Source organism: Amycolatopsis taiwanensis DSM 45107, from assembly GCF_000519205.1.
Classification (GTDB): domain Bacteria; phylum Actinomycetota; class Actinomycetes; order Mycobacteriales; family Pseudonocardiaceae; genus Amycolatopsis_E; species Amycolatopsis_E taiwanensis.
The window spans coordinates 1-18700 of record NZ_KI912600.1; the positions used below are offsets into that span (position 1 = coordinate 1).

Annotated in this window: 16 protein-coding genes; 7 read left to right on the top strand and 9 right to left on the bottom strand. The window is 68.5% G+C overall.

Going from position 1 to position 18700, the window contains the following annotated elements; genetic code table 11:
- From A3CU_RS0138645 to A3CU_RS0138670, 6 genes are all read right to left on the bottom strand, one after another.
- On the bottom strand, positions 1-198 hold a 198-nt coding region (locus A3CU_RS0138645; protein ID WP_027944686.1), incomplete at its 3' end, for a helix-turn-helix domain-containing protein.
- A 245-nt stretch (positions 199-443) separates the two neighbouring features.
- Positions 444-656 (bottom strand): hypothetical protein, encoded by a 213-nt coding sequence (locus A3CU_RS0138650; protein ID WP_027946746.1) that lies wholly within the window; start codon positions 654-656, stop codon positions 444-446.
- Positions 653-1102 (bottom strand): hypothetical protein, encoded by a 450-nt coding sequence (locus A3CU_RS0138655; protein ID WP_027946747.1) that lies wholly within the window; start codon positions 1100-1102, stop codon positions 653-655. The genes A3CU_RS0138650 and A3CU_RS0138655 overlap by 4 nt, the downstream gene beginning before the upstream one ends.
- Positions 1099-2589, bottom strand: a complete 1491-nt coding sequence (locus A3CU_RS50375; protein ID WP_052372916.1) for a recombinase family protein — start codon at positions 2587-2589, stop codon at positions 1099-1101. Before A3CU_RS50375 ends, A3CU_RS0138655 begins: the two co-directional genes overlap by 4 nt.
- A 221-nt stretch (positions 2590-2810) precedes the next feature.
- On the bottom strand, positions 2811-4454 hold the full coding sequence (locus A3CU_RS0138665) for an amidohydrolase (RefSeq protein ID WP_027946748.1): 1644 nt from the start codon (positions 4452-4454) through the stop codon (positions 2811-2813).
- Entirely contained in the window at positions 4451-5851 is a 1401-nt protein-coding gene (locus tag A3CU_RS0138670) for a flavin monoamine oxidase family protein (RefSeq protein WP_052372918.1), read from the bottom strand. Before A3CU_RS0138670 ends, A3CU_RS0138665 begins: the two co-directional genes overlap by 4 nt.
- Positions 5852-6008: 157 nt before the next feature.
- Between A3CU_RS0138670 and A3CU_RS0138675 the strand changes: the two genes are divergently transcribed.
- The 3 genes from A3CU_RS0138675 to A3CU_RS0138685 all read left to right on the top strand — a co-directional run bounded on the left by A3CU_RS0138675 (position 6009) and on the right by A3CU_RS0138685 (position 8318).
- The gene (locus A3CU_RS0138675) at positions 6009-6200 is read left to right on the top strand and encodes a hypothetical protein (protein ID WP_027946750.1); all 192 of its coding nucleotides are present in this window, start codon (positions 6009-6011) and stop codon (positions 6198-6200) included.
- Complete coding sequence (locus A3CU_RS0138680) at positions 6197-7654, top strand: cytosine permease (RefSeq protein WP_027946751.1); 1458 nt, start codon at positions 6197-6199, stop codon at positions 7652-7654. The genes A3CU_RS0138675 and A3CU_RS0138680 overlap by 4 nt, the downstream gene beginning before the upstream one ends.
- Before the next feature lie 67 nt (positions 7655-7721).
- Entirely contained in the window at positions 7722-8318 is a 597-nt protein-coding gene (locus A3CU_RS0138685; protein WP_027946752.1) for a TetR/AcrR family transcriptional regulator, read from the top strand.
- A gap of 182 nt (positions 8319-8500) precedes the next feature.
- Here A3CU_RS0138685 and A3CU_RS0138690 read toward each other — a convergent pair whose 3' ends face one another.
- The 3 genes from A3CU_RS0138690 to A3CU_RS0138700 are packed head-to-tail and all read right to left on the bottom strand — an operon-like array spanning position 8501 to position 12048.
- On the bottom strand, positions 8501-10141 hold the full coding sequence (locus tag A3CU_RS0138690; protein ID WP_342668961.1) for a 5-guanidino-2-oxopentanoate decarboxylase: 1641 nt from the start codon (positions 10139-10141) through the stop codon (positions 8501-8503).
- Between the two features lie 14 nt (positions 10142-10155).
- The gene (locus A3CU_RS0138695; protein ID WP_052372920.1) at positions 10156-11388 is read right to left on the bottom strand and encodes a Glu/Leu/Phe/Val dehydrogenase dimerization domain-containing protein; all 1233 of its coding nucleotides are present in this window, start codon (positions 11386-11388) and stop codon (positions 10156-10158) included.
- A gap of 60 nt (positions 11389-11448) precedes the next feature.
- Positions 11449-12048 carry a TetR/AcrR family transcriptional regulator gene (locus tag A3CU_RS0138700; protein WP_027946755.1) on the bottom strand — a complete coding sequence of 200 codons (600 nt, stop codon included), beginning with the start codon at positions 12046-12048 and terminating at the stop codon, positions 11449-11451.
- Between the two features lie 133 nt (positions 12049-12181).
- Between A3CU_RS0138700 and A3CU_RS48825 the strand changes: the two genes are divergently transcribed.
- The 4 genes from A3CU_RS48825 (at position 12182) to A3CU_RS0138720 (ending at position 18685) form a co-directional block, all read left to right on the top strand.
- Positions 12182-13762, top strand: coding sequence for an APC family permease (locus A3CU_RS48825; RefSeq protein ID WP_211246625.1), 1581 nt, complete (start codon positions 12182-12184; stop codon positions 13760-13762).
- A 232-nt stretch (positions 13763-13994) separates the two neighbouring features.
- Positions 13995-15380 carry an NAD-dependent succinate-semialdehyde dehydrogenase gene (locus tag A3CU_RS0138710; protein WP_027946756.1) on the top strand — a complete coding sequence of 462 codons (1386 nt, stop codon included), beginning with the start codon at positions 13995-13997 and terminating at the stop codon, positions 15378-15380.
- Positions 15381-15450: 70 nt separating this feature from the next.
- Positions 15451-17547: an acetate--CoA ligase family protein gene (locus tag A3CU_RS48830; protein ID WP_043844052.1), complete on the top strand. Its 2097-nt coding sequence runs from the start codon at positions 15451-15453 to the stop codon at positions 17545-17547.
- Positions 17531-18685, top strand: coding sequence for an acyl-CoA dehydrogenase family protein (locus A3CU_RS0138720; RefSeq protein ID WP_027946757.1), 1155 nt, complete (start codon positions 17531-17533; stop codon positions 18683-18685). Before A3CU_RS48830 ends, A3CU_RS0138720 begins: the two co-directional genes overlap by 17 nt.
- Positions 18686-18700: the final 15 nt, after the last annotated feature.

Below are 18700 nucleotides of genomic sequence, written 5' to 3' on the forward strand. Positions count from 1 at the left end.
CTCACCCTCGGCCAGCCAGCGCCGCCGCCACACATACACCGCATTCTGCGACACCCGCAGCCGTCTGGCGATCTCCGGCACCGCAACCTCCTGGGCCAGCATCTCCGCCGCCTGCAACCGAACCACCTCACGCCGGGCCCGGCCCTCGGCCGTCAGCCCACCACCATCGGGATAACGCACCCGAACCAGATACAGCACCCGACCAGCCAATGTCAGCCCGACACGCCGTGATCAAATCCTGACAATTCAACCTCTGTAGCAGATTCTCGATGGGTTGCTTGCGCAGATCTCTGGTCGCGAGGCGTGCTGTCGCGGGAAACGCGGCGTCGGCCATGCAGTGAACGTATCAGTGCAGTGCAGTCACGGACCGTTCGAACATCACTGCTTGAATACACAGAGAACCCCGGTGCGCTGCGAGCACCGGGGTTCTCTCGTGTTGCTGGTCAGACCCTGACGTGGCGTCCCATTGCTTCCAGCATGTACTGGAGGCAGTCCCGCACGTCGCCGAGGTCGTCTTCCAGGAAGGCCGACTCCGGGCTCTCACGCCAGACCTGGCCGATATACACCATGTTCTGCTCCACAACCGTCGCGTCGTCGGCGTGCCCCTCGGCCCGTAGCTGCGCGGCGGCGGTCATAGCTCGCTGCTCCAAGGTCACGGCTCCACCTTTCGCATATGGTCAGCCTCGAACTCGTGCCGCTCGTAGACCTTCCATCGACCGGCGTTCGTCCTGACAAGGTACTGCCCAACCACGGCCACAAGCTCGCCATCACCCTGAGTGATCCAGAACGACCGGGGCCGATGCGTATCCGGGCTGCCCTCCACATCGACTCCGGTGCTGAGCACCAGCGCGGCGGCCTGCTCAATGTTGTCCTCGGTCAGCAGCACGGCCGTGACCTTTTGGGGCTTCACGCGCCAGGTCTCGCCGATCTCCCCGGCCAACCGGCGATACTCGGCCATCCGCCGGCCCCGCTCCCTGCGCTGGTCGGCGCGCTGGGCCTCCAACTCGTCGAACATCCGCACGATATTTAGCTGGAACCGCTCGAATGGCTCTAGCTCGGAATCGTCGGCCGCCATCAGGGTCTTCACGTCGCGACTGGTCACGCTGCCTCCTTATTCTCGATGAGCACCCGGTCGCGGAAGTCGCCCACGAGGTGTTGAGGCTTGCGCCCCTTCTTGCCCTTCAAGATCGTGACCGTGCACAGCGCGTCCACAATCGCCCGCTTCCGCTCGATCGGGGTCTTCTCCGGGTTCATGAACACCTCGGCCGGATTCGGCGCATCAGCGACGCCGCTGAGCACCGAACTGGTGGAGCGGGACGCCAAGTCGGCGTTGACCATATCCAGCTTGGTCATGATCTTGTCCCGCTGCCGGAGGAACGCCGGGCGCGACAGCTCGCCCTCGCCCAACATGTCCTCCAGTTCGACGATCCGCGCCCGCAGCGTGTTCGCCTTGGCACGCAGGTCCATCGCGTCTCCGCTGGGAACCTCGATCAGGTCCGCGCCGTGCTTGGCGAGCCGAGCACAAACGTAGGTGTTCACGATCGCGTCGACCGGGTCCGCAACAACCGACAGGTGATTGAGCTGCCTGCACCGGTAGGTCGCTTCCCCCGACGACCGCATCAGGTCCTGGCACACGGAGCAGTTGTAGAGGTTCGTACCCATCCACTTGAGCGACCGGCTGCCCCAGTACGTGGTCCGGTGCTCGGTGTCGAGCAGGATCGCGCGGACGGCGTGGTACTCGTCCTCGGTGATAATCGGTGGCCAGACGGCCTTCACACCCTCCAGCACGACGCCGCGGTGAGCCACCAGTCCCACGTTGCGGGGACGGACGAGAATGCGCCTGAGCGTGGCCGGGAGCCAACGCTTCGACCCGCACGGGGTCGGTACGCCCGAAGCGGTCCACCTTCGGCAGATCGCGTACAGGCTCTCGCCGGAGATCACCCGCTGCACGGCGTCCTTGATCATGGCCGCCTCGTGCTCGATGATCTTGACGCCGACCTCTTCGCGGTTGAGCACGTTGCCGTAGGCATCCTGGATCGGTCCCGCGTAGCCGAAGGGCCGACCGCCGCCGATCCACTCGCCGTTGGTCAGCGCCCGCAGCTTCTGAGCGGAGATGCGCTCGGACATGTGCTCGACCTCGTACCGGGCGGCGGCACCGAGGTTTCGGGCGACCAGGCGACCCGCCGGGGTGGTCAGGTCCAGGTGACCGGCCTTGACGCAGTGGGTGGCGACGTCGCGGGGTTGGCAGACCTGGATGTACTCCTCCAGCTCGCTTGGCGAGCGATGGAGCCGGTCGGTGTGCCAGGCCAGGATCAGCTCGCCCCGGCCTACGCGGAGGTCCCCGAGCATCCTGAGGTACTGCTTGCGCGGCTTGCCCGAGTATGCGGACATGTCGTTGTCCACGTAGACCTCGACCACGACCACCTGCTTGCCGAACTGCCGGGAGAGCATCCCGGCGAGGTCCCGGCAGTCACCTTCCTGGCGTTCAACACCGAGGCCCGCGCCCACCCTGTCCTTGCTGATCCGGACGTAGATGAAGGCTCGAATCACGTCGTCGGAGACGGTCTGGTTCAGGACTCGGCGGCTCATGCGCGCCTCCCGTAGCTCGCTGACCAGGGGATATGTACACTTCCGTAGGTGTCTGTTGAAATCACTTTAACAGTGTCACACGTGAACCAATGCCCAGGCACGCGAGTTCCCGGTCCAGGCACCCGAGTTCCCGGCTCAGCCGGGCGTGTCGGTGACTGACGTAGTTTCGAAAACCGTTGTTGCGACGGCAGGAACGGCTTCGCGCGCTGACCGCGGTGGGCTCACCTGTGGTGCACTACCTGGCCATTGGCCACGGTCAGCGCGGCGCGCACCAGGTACAACTCCTCGGCCGGGACGGTGAAGGGATCACGATCCAGCACCGTCAGGTCGGCGGGTGCCCCGGCGCGCACCCGGCAGTCGTCCCGGCCGTTGAGCCAGGCCGAACCCACCGTCCCCGCGCGCAGTGCGGTCGTCAGCTCCAACTCCTGCCCCTCCCCCAGCGGCGCCGCCGCGGGGTCGCCGGGCGGCCTGCGGTTCACGGCGACGTGGATCGCGGCGACAACGTCCGGAGTGGACACCGGCCAGTCCGAGCCCAGCGCCAGCCGCGCCCCGGACCGGTGCAGCGCGCCGAACGGGAACTGCCGTTGCGCGCGCTCGGCGCCGAGCACCGGAAAAGTCGTGCTCAGCATCTCGGTGTCGCGGCAGGCCCACACTGCCTGCAGGTTTGCCGCGACGCCCAGGCCGGCGAACCGCGGAAGGTCGGTGTCGTGCACGAGTTGCAGGTGCGCGAGGTGATGCCGGTTGCCGGTACGGCCGTTGCGCGCGCGTGCCCGCGCGAACGCGTCCAGCGCCTCGCGCACCGCCCGGTCGCCGATGGCATGCACGTGTACGGCGAACCCCGCCGCGTCCAACCGGGTCACCACTTCCCCGAGTAGCTCGGACGGTAGGTGGGACAGGCCGGTAGCGCCGCAGCCGCACGCCCCGGCGTAGGGCGTGAGCATGGCCGCGGTGCACGTCTCGGCCACGCCGTCCTGCATGATCTTGACCGCGTCCGCGCGAAACCGGCCGCCGCTGAGCGCGGCACGACGGCGCACCAGTTCGTCCACCCGGTCACCGATCTCGGCGGCGCTCGTCTCCGGTGGCCACCACAGCGCGCCGACCACCCGCGCGGTCAGCGTCCCGCGCGCGGCCGCCTCGGCGTACACGCCGCCGTGGTCGGGGTGGCCGCCGTAGGCGCCGACGATGGCGTCCTGCCAGCCGGTGATGCCGAAGGAGTGCAGGTAGCGCTGAGCGCGCGCGAGACCAGCCGCGGCGTCCACATCGGACGTTGCGGGCACCAGTTTCTCGACCAGTGCGCGCGCCCTCTCGTGCAGCAACCCGCTCGGCGTGCCGTCGGGTGCGCGGTCGATCCGGCCGTTGGCCGGATCGGGCGTGCCGGCCCCGACCCCGGCCAGCTCCAGCGCCGCCGAGTTCACCCAAGCCGAATGGTGCGCGGCGTCGAGCAGGAACGCGGGCCGGTCGGGCACGACCGCGTCGAGTTGCCCGCGGGTCGGCGCGCCGGCCGGGAAATGGTGCGACTGCCACCCACCACCGAGGATCCACGGCGACCGCGGCCGTGCCGCGGCGTAGGCCGCGACCGCGGCGATCGTCGACGTCTCGTCGGCGCAGCCGGAGAGGTCGCACTGATCGAGTTCGACGCCGCCCATGATCGGGTGGACGTGCGCGTCGGTGAATCCGGGCAGGATCATCCCGCCGGGCACCCGCACGGTTTCCCGTGCCCGGCCCACGACCGCTCGCACCTGTTCGTCGGTGCCAACCGCGGTGATCCGCCCGTCCGTCACCGCCACCGTGGTCGCGGTGGGGTGCGGCCGCGTCCCGGTGAACACTGCGGCGCCGCGAAGCACCAGGTCGGCCGCCGCGCTCATTGGACCAGACTAGCGAGAACTTCCCGCGCGGCACGCTCGCCGGAGCGGATCGCGCCGTCGATGTACCCGTTCCACACCTCGGAGGTCTCGGTACCCGCCCAGTGGAGCGGGCCGCACGGCGCACGCCAACCGGCCGCGCCATGCGCCACCCAGGCGCCGGGCGCCGGGTTGGCCGCGTAGCCACCACCCACCCAGGGATCATGCGGCCAGATCTTCTCGACATACTCCGCGGGTTCGGCCGCCGCCGGCCCGAACAGCCGAGTCAGTGTCTGCAGCATGCAGGCCCGCCGCTCGCCGTCGTCGCCGCGGGACCAGCGGCGCAGGCGGTCGCCATAGACGAAGGCGACCAGTACCCCGGCACCGCCATCCGGCGGGGAGTTGTCGAAGACGACACCGGCCGCGTCTTCGCCGTAGAGCGAGGCGATCCCGGACAGCCCGTCCTCGCGCCAGAACGGCCGCGGGTACACCACGTGCACCTTCGCGACGTCGCCCATCACGCTGCGCTGCAACCAGCGCGCCCGAGCGGTGGGCAAGCCGGGCCGGAACCGGATCGCCGCGGTGGCGGGCGGCGGCGTCGCCACGATGACCCGCTCCGCTCGCACCTCCCCCGCCGCGGTGGTGAGCCGCACGGATTCCCCGCTCCAGTCGATCGCCTCGACCGGACAGCGCAACCGGACCGCCGCGCCGAGGTGATCGGCCGCGGCGAGTGCGGGCGACTGGGCGCCCGCGTGGAACCGGGCATCTTGAGCGGCGTTCCTGGTGTCCATCAGCTGCGCGAAACCACCGGCGCCGGCGACATAGAACAGCAGGTGTAGCAGCGAGATCTCGCGCGGTTCCATCGCCCACACGCCCTGCACCGCGAGCGCGAGCCTGCGGCGGGCGTCGGGGCAGTCAACGGTGCGCTCGAAAAAGGAGTGCACGGTCTCGCTGTCCCACGCCTCGGCCTCGGCAGCGGCGGCGGGATCGCTCACCTCGACTCGCCGGGCCAACTCGTCGATGCGGGCGGTCGCCTCGGCATAGCCGTCCGCGCCGGGGGCTTCGTCGGGGCCGCTCCCGCGGTAGCGGCGGACCGTTCCGTCGTGCCAGGCCTCCAGATGATCCCCGGTGTCCCAGGTCGGGAAGGTCTTACAGCCGAAGCGTTCCGCCCAGGCCAGGATGCGGTGCTGGGTGGGACCGACCCACTGGCCACCATGGTCGATCAGCGTGCCGTTTTCGGTGCGACGGCTCCAGATCCGGCCGCCGACGCGGTCGGAGCCTTCGAGCACCAGGACGGGCACATCTTCGTCGCGCAAACTCAGCGCCGCGGACAGACCGGCGTAGCCCGCGCCGACGACGGCGACGGGCACCGTGGCCGGCAAGGCGGGCATACTGCCGGACGGAGACAGGGATTGTGGCATGGAGCCATGCTCAACATTCTTGGCCGATCAGTCAATCTTCAACACGGGCCGTGTCCAGCCGGTCCGATTTTCCTTGTTACAGAAGATGCCCTTGACAGACTGTGGAGCGGATCACACACTGCAATAACTAATTCGCCAGTCAACTATGGGAGCCGGCATGCCAGAGAAGACAGCCGCCAGTACCGACCCGGCCTTCGAAGCCGAACTGGAGCGCCGGCTGACGTTACTGCAGGATCCCGCCAGTGGTGAGGGCTTCCTGGACGACCTGCCCTGGCATGACGTGGTGATCGCCGCGGTGGTGCTCGCCGCGCTGTGCGTGGCGCTGACCTGGTGGGGGTACCCGGCATGAGCGCCTCCGCCGAGTCCACGACCACACGGGCCACGGGCGCCGATGCCACCCTCAACGAACTGCCACTGCTGCGCGGCGAGCGGCTGTGGGGCTTCTGGGGCTACTCCTCGGTCAACGTCGGCCTGTCCATCGCGACCTGGGCATTCCTGCAGGGCGGCGCGGTCGCGCTGTACGCGGGCGCGAAGGCAGGCATCGCCAGCATCGTGGTCGGCTACGGGATCAGCACGTTGCTGGTCGCGCTGGCACCGTGCCTGCCCTCGGCCAAGTACGGCGTCGAGCAGTTCGTCGGCCTGCGCAGCGCGTTCGGCTCGGCAGGTGCCCGCGTGCTGATGATCGCGATGTCGGCGGTGCTGGCGGCGGCCTGGTCGGCCGTGCTGGCGATCATGTGCGGACACGCGCTGGCCAACGTCGCCAACACGGCCTTCGGCACCCGGCTGAATGCCGCGAGCCCCGCGGTCAGCCTGATCGCACTGCTGGCGGTGGTCGTGTGCTGGGTGGTGCTGTCCCGCGGGCCGGTGTCGGTGGAGTGGGTCAACCGGATCGTCGCGCCTGGGCTGGTCGTGGTCACCATCGGCATGCTGATCATGATCTTCACACAGACCTCGTGGTCGGAACTCGCCGCGATCCCGCCACTGTCCCCGTCGGGAGACCCGCACCTGGACTTCATGCTGGCCGTCGAACTCAACATCGCGGGCGGGTTCGCGTGGTGGCCCAACGTCGGCAACCTCGCCCGGCTGACCACCAGCAGCCGCGCCGCGTTCTGGCCGAACATGCTCGGCCTGTTCGTCACCTCGGTGCTGGCCGCCGTGGTCGGCGCGTTCGCCGCGCTGGCCCTCTCCTCCGAAGACCCGACGAAGTGGATGGTGCCGCTCGGTGGGGTCGTCCTCGGCATGATCGCGCTGGCCTTCGTCGGCTTCGCCAACATCACGAGCGTCGTGGCACAGGGGTATTCGTCGATGGTGGCGCTCAAGGGCGGTGGCGGCCGGCTGCTGCGCCGGGTGCCATGGCCCGTGCTGGCCGGCGGTATCCTGCTGCCCGCCGCCGTGCTGGTGTTCTTCCCCGGAGCGGTGTACGACAACTATTCACAGTTCGTCTCTTGGGGTGCGACGCTGGTCGCGCCGTTGTGCGCGGTCCAACTGGTCGACTACTTCCTGCTCCGGCGCGGCAGGCTCGCGCTACGTGACCTCTACCTGTCCAGCGCGAAGTCGCGGTACGGGTTCTGGCGCGGAGTCAATCCGGCGGCGTTCGCTTCGGTCGCCGCGGGCGCGGTGACCTACGCGTTGCTGCTCAACCCGGTCACCTACGAGCCCGCGGGACCGTTCCGGTACCTGACCGCGTCCCTGCCCGCCGTGGTGGTCGCGGGCGCGCTGCACTACCTGCTCACGATCTGTGTGGTGCGCCCGCTGGGCAAAGGGGGTTACCGGGACACCGCCGAATCGCCCCACGTTGACTGACGGGTGAGTCAAGTGCGCACGCTACAGTGAACGGGCAGCGTACCCACCGGGAGGAGTAGGAGCGCGAATGCCGCGACCCAACGTCGAAGCGGAGCGCAGGGAGCAGATCCTCCAAGCGGCTTGCAAGGTGATCGCCGAGCGCGGCTTCCGCGCCGTCCGCGTCGCCGACGTAGCCAAGGCGGCCGGGCTGTCCTCGGGCATCGTGCACTACTACTTCAGCAACAAGCGGGATCTCGTGCACGCGGCGTTCGAGCGGAATTTCACGCACTCGCTCGAACGCCGCACCGCGATCCTGGAATCCGAGGACGACGCGGTCACCAAGCTGCGCGCGCTCGTCGACGCCTACCTGCCGGCGGACGACGAGACGGTCGAGGCCTGGCACGTGTGGGCCGAACTGTGGGTAGAGGCCATCCACGATCCCGATCTGCAGGAACTCAATGACCGCGCCTATGGCGAGTGGCGGCGCATCGTGGCCGGGATCGTGCGCGACGGCCAGGCCGCGGGCGAGATCGGCAAGACCGACGCCGTGGAGGTGGCCAACCTGCTGGTCGCGGTGCTGGACGGGCTGGCACTGCAGGTGCTCGCCGGCTCCCGCAACATGGATCTGCGCCGCATGCGGCGGACCTGCCGGGCGTTCGTCGATCGCCTCCTGCCGCTTCGGTGACCTCCTGCCCGCCCGACCCAATGTGACCCTGCTCGAATTTTAACTGATTATTCAGTTATTCATAAGTCGCATGCACGCTGACGGTGCCGACGGAACGGAACACGCACCGACTCCGACTGCGGTTCCGCGATCCAGTTCGGACACCTCAGCAGGCAAGCTGTTCGGCCGACCGCCCCACGGTGCTACGCATGGATGTGCAACACCGTGGGGCGGTCGGCGGCGAATGCGGCTGTCACCGCGTGAGTAAGGGCCGCGGGGCCTGACACGTGTTCGCCGTGGCATCCCATCGATCGGGCCAACGCGGGGAAGTCGATGGACGCAAGGTCGACCGCGACCGGAGTTTCACCGCGCTCGCGCATCTCGTTGCGGATCTCGCCGTAGCCACCGTTGTCCACCACGAGCACCGGTAGCGCAAGCCCGAGTTGGGCCGCGGCGGCCAACTCTGCCACGGTGAACATGACGCCTCCATCGCCGAGAAGGGCCATGACCGACGCTTCGGGATCGGCGAGTTTGGCGCCGATCGCGGCAGGCAGGCCGTAACCCAGGGTGCCTCCCCCGGTGGGATAGAGAAATCCGGCGGGGCGGCGCACAGTGAGCCCGGACAGCGCACCGTAGTAGCAGGCCATCGTGCTGTCGCCGGCGACCACAGTGGACCTTTGCATCAGCGGAGCCAATGCGTCCAGGATTTCGCGATAGAGTGCACCTTCCCGCGCCGCGTCAGCTCGCAGTTCGGTTCGTGATCGGGCGGATCGTTCGGCGCCCGCCCGGTCCGCGCGTGGACGATCGGCCAAACGCGTCAACAGCGCGTCGATCGTGATGGCGGCGTCGCCGAGCAACCGGACCTGCGGGTCGGCATTCGTAGTGAGCGCGCCTGGGTCGACGTCGATCCGCACCAGCGTGCCGGCGGGCGAAAGCGGTCCATACCACAAATCCGAGGGCGCCAACTCCGTGCCGACCGCAAGAACCACGTCGCTGTCCGCCACCAGCGCTCGTACCGACGGCTGGTGCAGTCCTGCGCCCACCGCCAGCGAGTGTGCCTCGTCGAACACGCCCTTGCCGTTGGCGCTCGTCACCACCGGTGCGTCCAAGCTCTCGGCGAGCGCGCACAGCGGCGCGGCCGCGCCCCGTGCCCCACCTCCCGCGATGATCATTGGCCGGCGAGCCCCCATCAGCACGTCCATCGCCGCGTCCAGCGCCTCCGCCGCGGGCATTCCCGCCGCCCGGGGCAGCGGATCGACCGGGGCAACGGCTGCCACGGCAGCCAGCAGATCATGCGGGATCTCCAGATAGGCGGGGCGGGGGCGCCCGGACAGCATCGCCGCGAACGCGGCCGCGACCGCCTCGGGTATTTCCGCCACCGAGTTCACCCGATGGGCGTGCGCCAGGAGGGACGCCATCGCAGCACGCTGGTCACGCACCTCGTGCAACTGCCCGTTGCCCAGACCGCGATGATCGGTGGGCGGGCCTGGGGCGACGAACAGCACCGGCACCGAGTCCGACCAGGCCTGCGCGGCCGCGGCGGAACAGTTCAGGATCGCCGGCCCGGAAGTCGTCACGCAGACTCCCGGGCGGCCGCTCACCCTGGCGTAACCGTCGGCCGCGTATCCGGCACCCTGCTCGTGCCGGGTGAGCACGGTGCGCACGCCCATCTCGCTCAGTGCGGAGAAGACCGGGAGGTTATGGGTGCCGGGGATTCCGAACACTGTGTCCACTCCATGCCGGCACAATCCGTCAACCAACGCGCGGCCACCGGTACACCGCCTCATCGCCCTGTCCTCTCCAACGTCGTTGTTCTGATTCGGTCGACTGTTGTGCGCTGCCATGCCGGCTACCGGAATCAGTGTTGGTCACCAAGATGGCCGAAGTGCGTCGTCAGGTCCGTCAAGCGCTCGGTGGCCATGGCGAAGGCCGCACTGCGCGGACTGACCCCCTCCCGTTCCGCGCGCGTGAGCGTCTGGCGGCTGAGGGTCCCGATGCGATCGGCGATCTTGGCGAACGACTGCCCGGCGCTGCCGTCGATGTCGCCGAACAGAACCCACCACCACCACACGTTCGTACCCGAGTTGGCCAGGAAGTCCGGCATGATGGTGATTCCACGCTCCGTCAGCCGCTCCTCCGCTTCCGGCGTGATGGGCATGTTCGCCGCCTCCGCGATGACACGGGCCTGGACCCGGTCCTGGTTGCCGGAATGGATGCAGTAGGACATCGCCGCCGGCACGAGCAGGTCGGCGGGAACGTCCAACCAGCGCTCACCGGACTCCACGCGATCGCTGTCGCGCAACTCCGCGCGGTTCACCGCCCCACCGCGCCCCCTGGTCAGCAAGAGCCGCTCGACGTCCAGGCCGTCCGGGTTGGTGACCACTCCCTGAACATCGGCGATCCCGACCACGCGGACTCCGGCACGCGCGAGATACCGGGCGGCCGCTCCGCCCATCGAACCGAATCCCTGCACGAACGCCGTGGTTTCGGCCGGATCCAGCTGTCGGTGCCGAAGCGCGGCGAGCGCGGCTTCGGCCACGCCGAAGCCGCCGACCAGCTCATCCAGCGCAACACCGTCGACCTGGGTGCTGAAAGCGCTTTCCATGCGCACCTTGGCGGCATCGAGATCGGCCACGACGCGGTGGGCGGCCTGCACCGAGCTGGTCAGGCCGATGCGGTCGATCAGCCGGTCAACCGTGTCCTGCTGCACCCCGAAGTCCTCACCCATCGTCCAGCGCTGCTCGATCAGCGGAGCCATGGCCGCGAGGTAGCGCTCGAGCACGCCTTCGGCGTCCGGGTGGTACGGGTCGAAGTCGATTCCTCCCTTGGCCCCGCCCAGCGGCACGTAGTGGCCGCCCGGCTCGTAGTGGAGGGCCTCTTTCAGGGTCATTCCCCTGGCCAGCCCGCGCACCTCCGTCATGGTGCATCCCGCGCGCATCCGCAGGCCACCACTGCAAAGACCCCGGACCAGGCGATCGATCACCAGGTACCCGGTCGCGCTCGATTCCGTGTCGTGCCAGGTGATCTCGAAGAACGGTGCGTCCGCGGCTGCGGTTTCCGCGGACACTTCGTGGGGCAGGCTGAGCGTCAACTTCGCCTCCGTTACTAACTGAGCAGTCAGACAGTTAGTAACGGAGGCGAGGCTCTCCCGTCAAGGAGTGACGCCCAGTTCCGCGGCCAGAGCGGTCTTGGTCCAGTTGTCCACATCAGCGCGCGAGACGGCTTCGTCGAGTGCGGTCCGCTGCACGGCCAAGCCGTCGAGCATCGCGGTGATCCGCCATGCCGCACCACGCGGGTCGGCCGTGGAGAACTCGCCCGCCGCCACACCCTGTGCGATCAGGTCGGTGATGACCGCCCGCCACCGGTTGTCGAGCACCCGGATGACCGCGCGCAATTCGGTGTGGTGCAGAGAGGCGGCCCAGCCCTCGATCCACAGCCGCCAGCTCAGCGCGTCCCCGGTCGGCCCGTACTCGTGCAGGGCGGAAAGGAGCCGCTGGGTGGTACTGCCGGCTTCGGAGGCAAGCAACTCGTCCAGCCGGTTGAGATCGCGCTCGGTGGCGTACCGGAACGCGTCGACGATGAGCTTGTCGAGCGACTCGAAGTGGTAGAACACCAGCGCCGGACTGACGCCGAGCCGGGACGCCACATCGGCACCGCGGAGCCCCTTGATTCCCTGCTCCGCGATCAGTTCTCCGACGGCCGCCAGGATCTCCTCGCGACGCGCACCTGCGCTCTTCTTGCCCCTGGCCATGCCGACGAAGTTACCCGAGGGGGTTGACACGGTGTGACCGCTGTCCCAGACTCTGCGCACACTATCTGATTGATCAGTCAGTAATGACGGCCCGGCGCACCGCCACGAGCATCCCCAATGACGAGGAGGATCCGTGCCCGACCAGATCACCGCCGATGGTTCCGATTTCCTGCAGGTGGACAGGACCAAACTCAAGCGCGGGTTGCGGCGGCTGGATGCCTTCTTCGTGCTCCTGTGTTCGCTCGTCGGCTTGGACACGATCGGATCGCTGGCCGCCGCCGGCCACGAGGCGTTCACCTGGCTGCTGATCCTGTCCGTCGCCTTCTTCATCCCGTACGGGTTGATCGTGGCCGAGCTGAGCGCCACGTTTCCTCTGGAAGGAGGCCTGTACACCTGGTTGCGCCTGGCGTTCGGCAAATCCCTCGCCGGCGTGGTGCAAGCCGTGTACTGGTTGTCGAATCCGGTATGGGTCGGCGGCACGCTGTGCGTGGTGGCGATGGAGACCTTCGCCAAGTTCGTCCATCCGCTACCTGGTTTCTGGAGCTATGTCGCGGGTCTGGTGTTCATCTGGGCGGGTGTGCTCTCCACGTCGGCTCCGGTCCGCCTCGGACGGTGGGTTCCGGTGGTGGGCGCCTGGGCCAGGATCGTGCTCCTCGGGTTCTTCTTCGTGTCCACTGTGGTCTACGGCGTCAGCCGCGGAACCCAGCCCTTGCACGGGGCCGACTTCGCCCCCACCTACGTCGGGTTCATCGCACTCGTACCGGTCATCGTCTTCACCTTCGTCGGCTTCGAGGTGTCCAGTTCCGCGGCGGAAGAGATGGAGCAACCACAGCGCACCATCCCACTCGGCGTGCTGCGCTCGGGGGTGCTGTCGTTCGTGATGGTCGCCGCGCCGATCGCGGGGATCCTGCTGGTCCTGCCCGGTGACCAGGTCACCGGGCTTGGTGGGTTCATCGACGCGGCGAAGGCGGTTTTCACCGTCTACGGCGGTGAAGTGCTTCCCGATGGAACCGTCGAGCTGACCGGATTCGGCGCCGTGGTCGGTGTGATCTCGGCGGTGGGACTCATCGTGGCCCTGTTCACCAGCGGCGTGTCGTGGGCAATGGGCGAATGCCGCGCACAGGCCACAGCGTGTGCCGACGGTACGGGCCCGCGGTTCTTCGGCGTGATTTCCGCCAAACACGGCACCCCGGTCCGGATCAACATGCTCTCCGGTGTCCTCGCGACGGGCGTCATGGTCGCCGCGTTCAACTTCACCAACGGCGACACCGGGAAGTACTTCAGCGCCGGGCTGAACCTCGCGATTTCCCTGACGATGCTCGCCTACCTGTTCCTGTTCCTCTGTCTCCCGGTACTGCGCCGCAAGTTCCCGGACGCGCCCCGGCCGTTCCGGATTCCGGGCGGGCGCCTGGGCGTCTGGGCCGCGTCGATCCCCACCACGGCCATCGTCGCTTACACGTTGCTGCAACTGATCTGGCCGGGGCTGGGTTTGGGCTGGTTCGGCACGGGCGGCCAGTCGGACGACGCGTTGCCGAGCGGTTTCGCGGATCAGCGCTGGCCCTACACCCTCGCCCAAGTCGTGCCACTCGCCGCGTTGCTCCTGATCGGCGTTGCGTTCGTCGCTCTCGGTCGCCGGCAAACTCGCGGCGCCGTCCCGGCACGCACTCGGTCCGAAGGCACCGAGCCGGTCGGCTCGCGAACATCATCCGAGTGACAACGGACTCGCGGTTTCCCGCAGTCCCAGGAGAATCCGCCCGGAGGGCGCAGCGGGGCTCGTCGACGCACCAGCGCCCTGCGGCCCCTCCTCGCCGGCCGGCCCGGACTGCGCTCGGCCGGCCCATTGACAACGTGTGGCAACGCACTCAGACTGTTCGTACGGCGTCGATTAACTGACGGGTCAATTATCAAACCGCCGCTTCTGGTCCGCACCGTGAGGTTGATTGCTCATGCCCCTGCCACACCCGACACAGCCCGCCTATCAGGTCGTCGATCCCGCGACCGGTGAGCTGGTCGAGTCCTTCCCATACGCCACCGATGCCGAGGTCGGTGAGATCCTGGCTACCTCGCGGTCGGCGTACCTCGACTGGCGAGACCGCGCCCTCGCCGAGCGCACGGATCTCATCCGCCGAGCCGGGGCCAGGTTGCTCGACCGCGCGCACGAACTGGCCGAGACGATGCGGCTGGAGATGGGCAAGCCTGCCGCCGAAGGGGTCGAGGAGATCGAGTACTGCGCGTCGATCTTCGATTACTACGTCGACGAAGGCCGTGGACTGCTTGCGGACGAGGAACTTCCGACCCGCGGTGAAGGCCGCGCGATCGTGCAGCACCGCCCGATCGGGCCCCTGCTTGGCGTCATGCCGTGGAACTATCCGTGCTACCAGGTCGCGCGGTTCGTGGTTCCGAATCTCGTGCTGGGCAACACCGTGATCATCAAGCACGCCGAGTCGGTCCCGCGCACCGCCCGCGCGCTCGAGCAGGTCATGCTCGACGCCGGCCTGCCCCACGGGGCCTACCTCAACGTGTTCGCCACCCACGAGCAGGTCGAAACCATCATCGCGGATCCGCGGGTCCAGGGCGTGTCGCTGACGGGATCCGAACGCGCGGGTTCGGTCGTCGCCGCGGCAGCCGGGCGCCACCTGAAGAAATGCGTGCTCGAACTCGGCGGCTCGGACCCGTTCATCGTGCTCGACTCCGCGGATGTGCCCGCCATGGCGGACCTGGCGTGGCAGACGCGGATCCACAACAACGGGCAGGCCTGCAATTCGAACAAACGCATGATCGTGATGGACGAAATCTACGACGAGTTCGTGGCCGCGCTCGTGGCCAAGGCCGAGGCTGTCGAGGACACCGCGCACCCCCCGCTGGCCTCCCGCGCGGCGGCGGAGCACCTCGCCGCCCAGGTCGACGATGCCATCGCCAAGGGCGCGCGCCTGCTGGCCGGTGGTGTCCTGGCGCAGGACGGGTCGGCTCGCTACACCCCCGCCGTCCTGGTGGGTGTCACCGAGGGGATGCGTGCCTACCACGAAGAGCTGTTCGGGCCGGTGGCCGTCGTCTATCGCGTGCTGCACGACGATCACGCGGTCGAATTGGCCAATTCCTCCGCGTACGGGCTCGGTGGAGCCGTCTTCAGCACCGATCCCGAGCGGGCGCGCCGCGTCGCGGAGCGATTGGAGATCGGTATGGCAAACGTCAACACCCCGTCCGGAGACGGACCCGAACTGCCGTTCGGCGGCGTCAAGCGTTCCGGCTTCGGCCGGGAACTGGGCCCGGCCGGAATGAGCGAGTTCGTGAACAAGCGGCTCGTCTACACGGCGGCGAACCCACATGCCTGACCCGCTCGAGAGCATCGATCAACCCGACCCGGCAGAGTCCCCCGCTATCCCGGAATCCAGGAGGCCATCCGTGTCATTTCCCCAGGCCTTCACCGACCCGTCGTCCGTCGCCGTCGTCGGCGCCACCGAGGACCACGCCAAATGGGGCTACTGGCTCGCCACCGGAGCCCTCGCGGGAGCCGATCGACGGAAGGTGTGGTTGGTCAACCGCCGCGCCAGGCAGGTCCTCGGCCACCCGTGCTACCCGGCGGTGAGCGATTTGCCGGGCACCCCCGCCCTCGTCGTGCTGTGCGTGCCGGCCGAGCACGTCCGATCGGTTGTCCGGGACGCGCTCGCGAAGGGATGCCGCGCGTTCCTGGGGATCACCGCGGGGCTCGGCGCCGACGAGGACGAGCTCGCCGCGATGCTGAGCCGGGCAGGCGCACGGATGATCGGGCCGAACAGCCTGGGGCTGTTCAACGGTGCCACGAACCTCCGGCTCGCCTGGGGAAACTTCACTCCCGGGAGTCTCGCGATCGTCTCGCAGAGCGGTCAGCTCGGCTCCGAGATCGCCGGCCTCGGCGCACGAGCCGGATTGGGCGTGTCGCGGTTCTACTCGATCGGAAACCAGCTCGATCTGGGGGCGGCCGACGTACTCGAATCGCTCATCGACGACGAGTACACCACGACGGTGGCGCTCTATCTGGAAAGCTTCGCCAACGGAGCACGCATCACCAAGGCATTGAAGGACCTCCGCCTCGCCGGCAAGCACGCGCTGGTGCTCACCACCGGCGCCAGCGAAGGCAGCCGCCGGCTCGCGCGATCCCACACCGGGTCGATGACCTCGGCACTCGACGTCGTCGACGCAGCGTGCCGCGCCGCGGGAGCCCTCCGCGTCTCGACGCCGCGCGAACTCGTCGACTTGGCCCGCGTCCTCGACGCAACCGCACCACCAAGCGGACGCCGTGTGGCCATCGTCAGCGACAGCGGCGGTCAGGGCGGGATCGCCACCGACATCGCCGCGTCCCAGGGACTCCTTACCCCGGTCTTCACCGGCCGGCTGCAAACCCGTCTTTCTGCCCTGCTCCCCGCCACGGCGGCGGTGTCCAATCCGATCGACCTCGCGGGCGCGGGGGAAGCGGATCTCGAGGTCTATGCGAAGGTCGTCGAACTGCTGGCCGCCTCCGGTGAGGTCGACTCGATCGTCATGTCGGGATACCTCGGCTGCTACGGCGAAGACTCCCCGAGCATCTCCAGCGCCGAGCTCGCCGTCATCGATCGTCTCGGCCGGCAGACCGGCAACGCGCACGTGCCCTTGGTCGTGCACAGCATGAGCGCGGCCTCGCCCGCGGTCGCTCGCATGTGGGAGCACCGCATCCCGGCCTTCGACACCATCGACGCCACCCTCGGCACGCTGGGCCGAGCGGTCCGGCTGAGCGGGAATCCCGGCCGTGGCCTGGCGACGACGCGAATCGCCACAGCTGCCCCGGCATCCGGCTACTGGTCGGCTCGACAGTTCCTGCTGGCACAAGGCATCGCGATGCCCCAGGCGAGACGAGCCACCGACGCCGGCGAGCTCGCGGCGGCCTGCGGGTCCCTGCAACCGCCGCTGGTGCTCAAGGCCGACTGGATCGAGCACAAGAGCGAACACGAAGCCATCAGGACCGGACTGAGCCGGGACACCGCCGTGGCGGCGTTCAACGAGATGTCCGAGCGGCTCGGCCCGGGGAACTACGTCGTCGAGGAGCAGGACACTCGGCGAGGTGTCGTCGAGATGCTGATCGGCGCTCGCCAGGACCGTGACTTCGGTCCCACGGTGGCCGTGGGCTACGGCGGGGTCCAGGCCGAGCTCTGGCGAGACGTGTCCGTCGAGCTGGCACCGGTCGACCGGCGCACGGCGGCCGGAATGCTCGACCGGTTGCGGTCGCGTCAGTTGCTCGACGGCTGGCGAGGGCAGCCGCCAGCCGACATCGAGGCGCTGATCGACGCGATCGTCATCCTGTCCGAAGCGATCGCGAGCAACCCCGGTGTGGACGACATCGAGGTGAACCCGATCCGGGTCGGACCCGACGGTGCCCTCGCTGTAGACGCACTCGTTGTCACCCGTTCCACACCAGCAGCCTCCGGGGTGAACGGCCATCGGGGAATCACGAAGAAAGAGGAGAAATCGCGTGAGCACGTCCACTGAACCCTGGCCGCTGACCGATGAGCAGCGGGCGATCGTCGAGCTGTGCCGAGAGTTCGCCACGAAGGAGATCCGGCCCCGGGGCCGCGAAGTCGACGAGCGTGACGTCGAATCGCCGCTGGATATCTTCCAGGCGGCCGCCAAGGTCGGCATCACCGACTTCATGTTGCCCGAGCAGTACGGCGGTGGCGGATTCACCGATGTCGTGACCCAGTGTCTGGTCCAGGAGCAGCTGTGCTGGGGCGACCCGGGAATCGGCAACTTCGTGTGCTCGAACGGTTTCTTCGCCGACCCGCTGCTGGAACTGGGCACCGAGCAGCAGCAGGAGGAGTGGCTGCGTCCCCTTGCGGGGCCGAACCCGCTCTACACCGCGCTGGCGACGACCGAACCAGGAGCGGGCTCGGACGCCGCGTCCATCACCACGACCGCGACCCGCGTCGACGGTGGCTACTCGATCAGGGGCCAGAAGGCATGGATCTCCAACGCGGGCCTGGCCGACCAGTACGTGGTCTTCGCCAAGACCGACCCCGCCCAGCGATCCTCGGGAGTCACCGCCTTCCTGCTGCGTAAGGGCGCGGAAGGGATGACCTTCGGCGAGCCCATGCGCAAGATGGGCCAGCGCGCCATCGTCTGCCGCGAGATCTTCTTCGACGACGTCTTCGTCGGAGAATCCGACCGCCTCGGCGACGAGGGGCAAGGCTTCCACGGCTTGATGAAGACCTTCGACATCTCACGCATCGTGCTGGCCGCCGCGGCGACCGGATCGGCGCGGGCGGCCTACGAATACGCACTGCAGTACGCCCGCGAGCGGACCCAGTTCGGCAAACCGATCATCGAGCACCAGTCCGTCGCGTTCCGGCTGGCCGACATGGCCACCCGTATCGAGTCCGCGTGGCTGCTCACCCTGCACGCAGCGCGGCAGCTGGACGCCGGGGCCGACGCCACCAAGCTCGCCGCCATGGCCAAGCTTCAGGCCTCGGAGACCGCGATGGCGGTGACCTGGGGCGCCGTGCAGACCCTGGGTGGCTGGGGTTACTCGCGCGAATATCCCGTCGAGCAGTGGATGCGCGACGCCAAGCTCGAGGAGATCGAAGAGGGCACCTCGGACATCATGCGCCTGGTCATCTCGCGGCGCCTCTGAAAACTTCCGCGCACC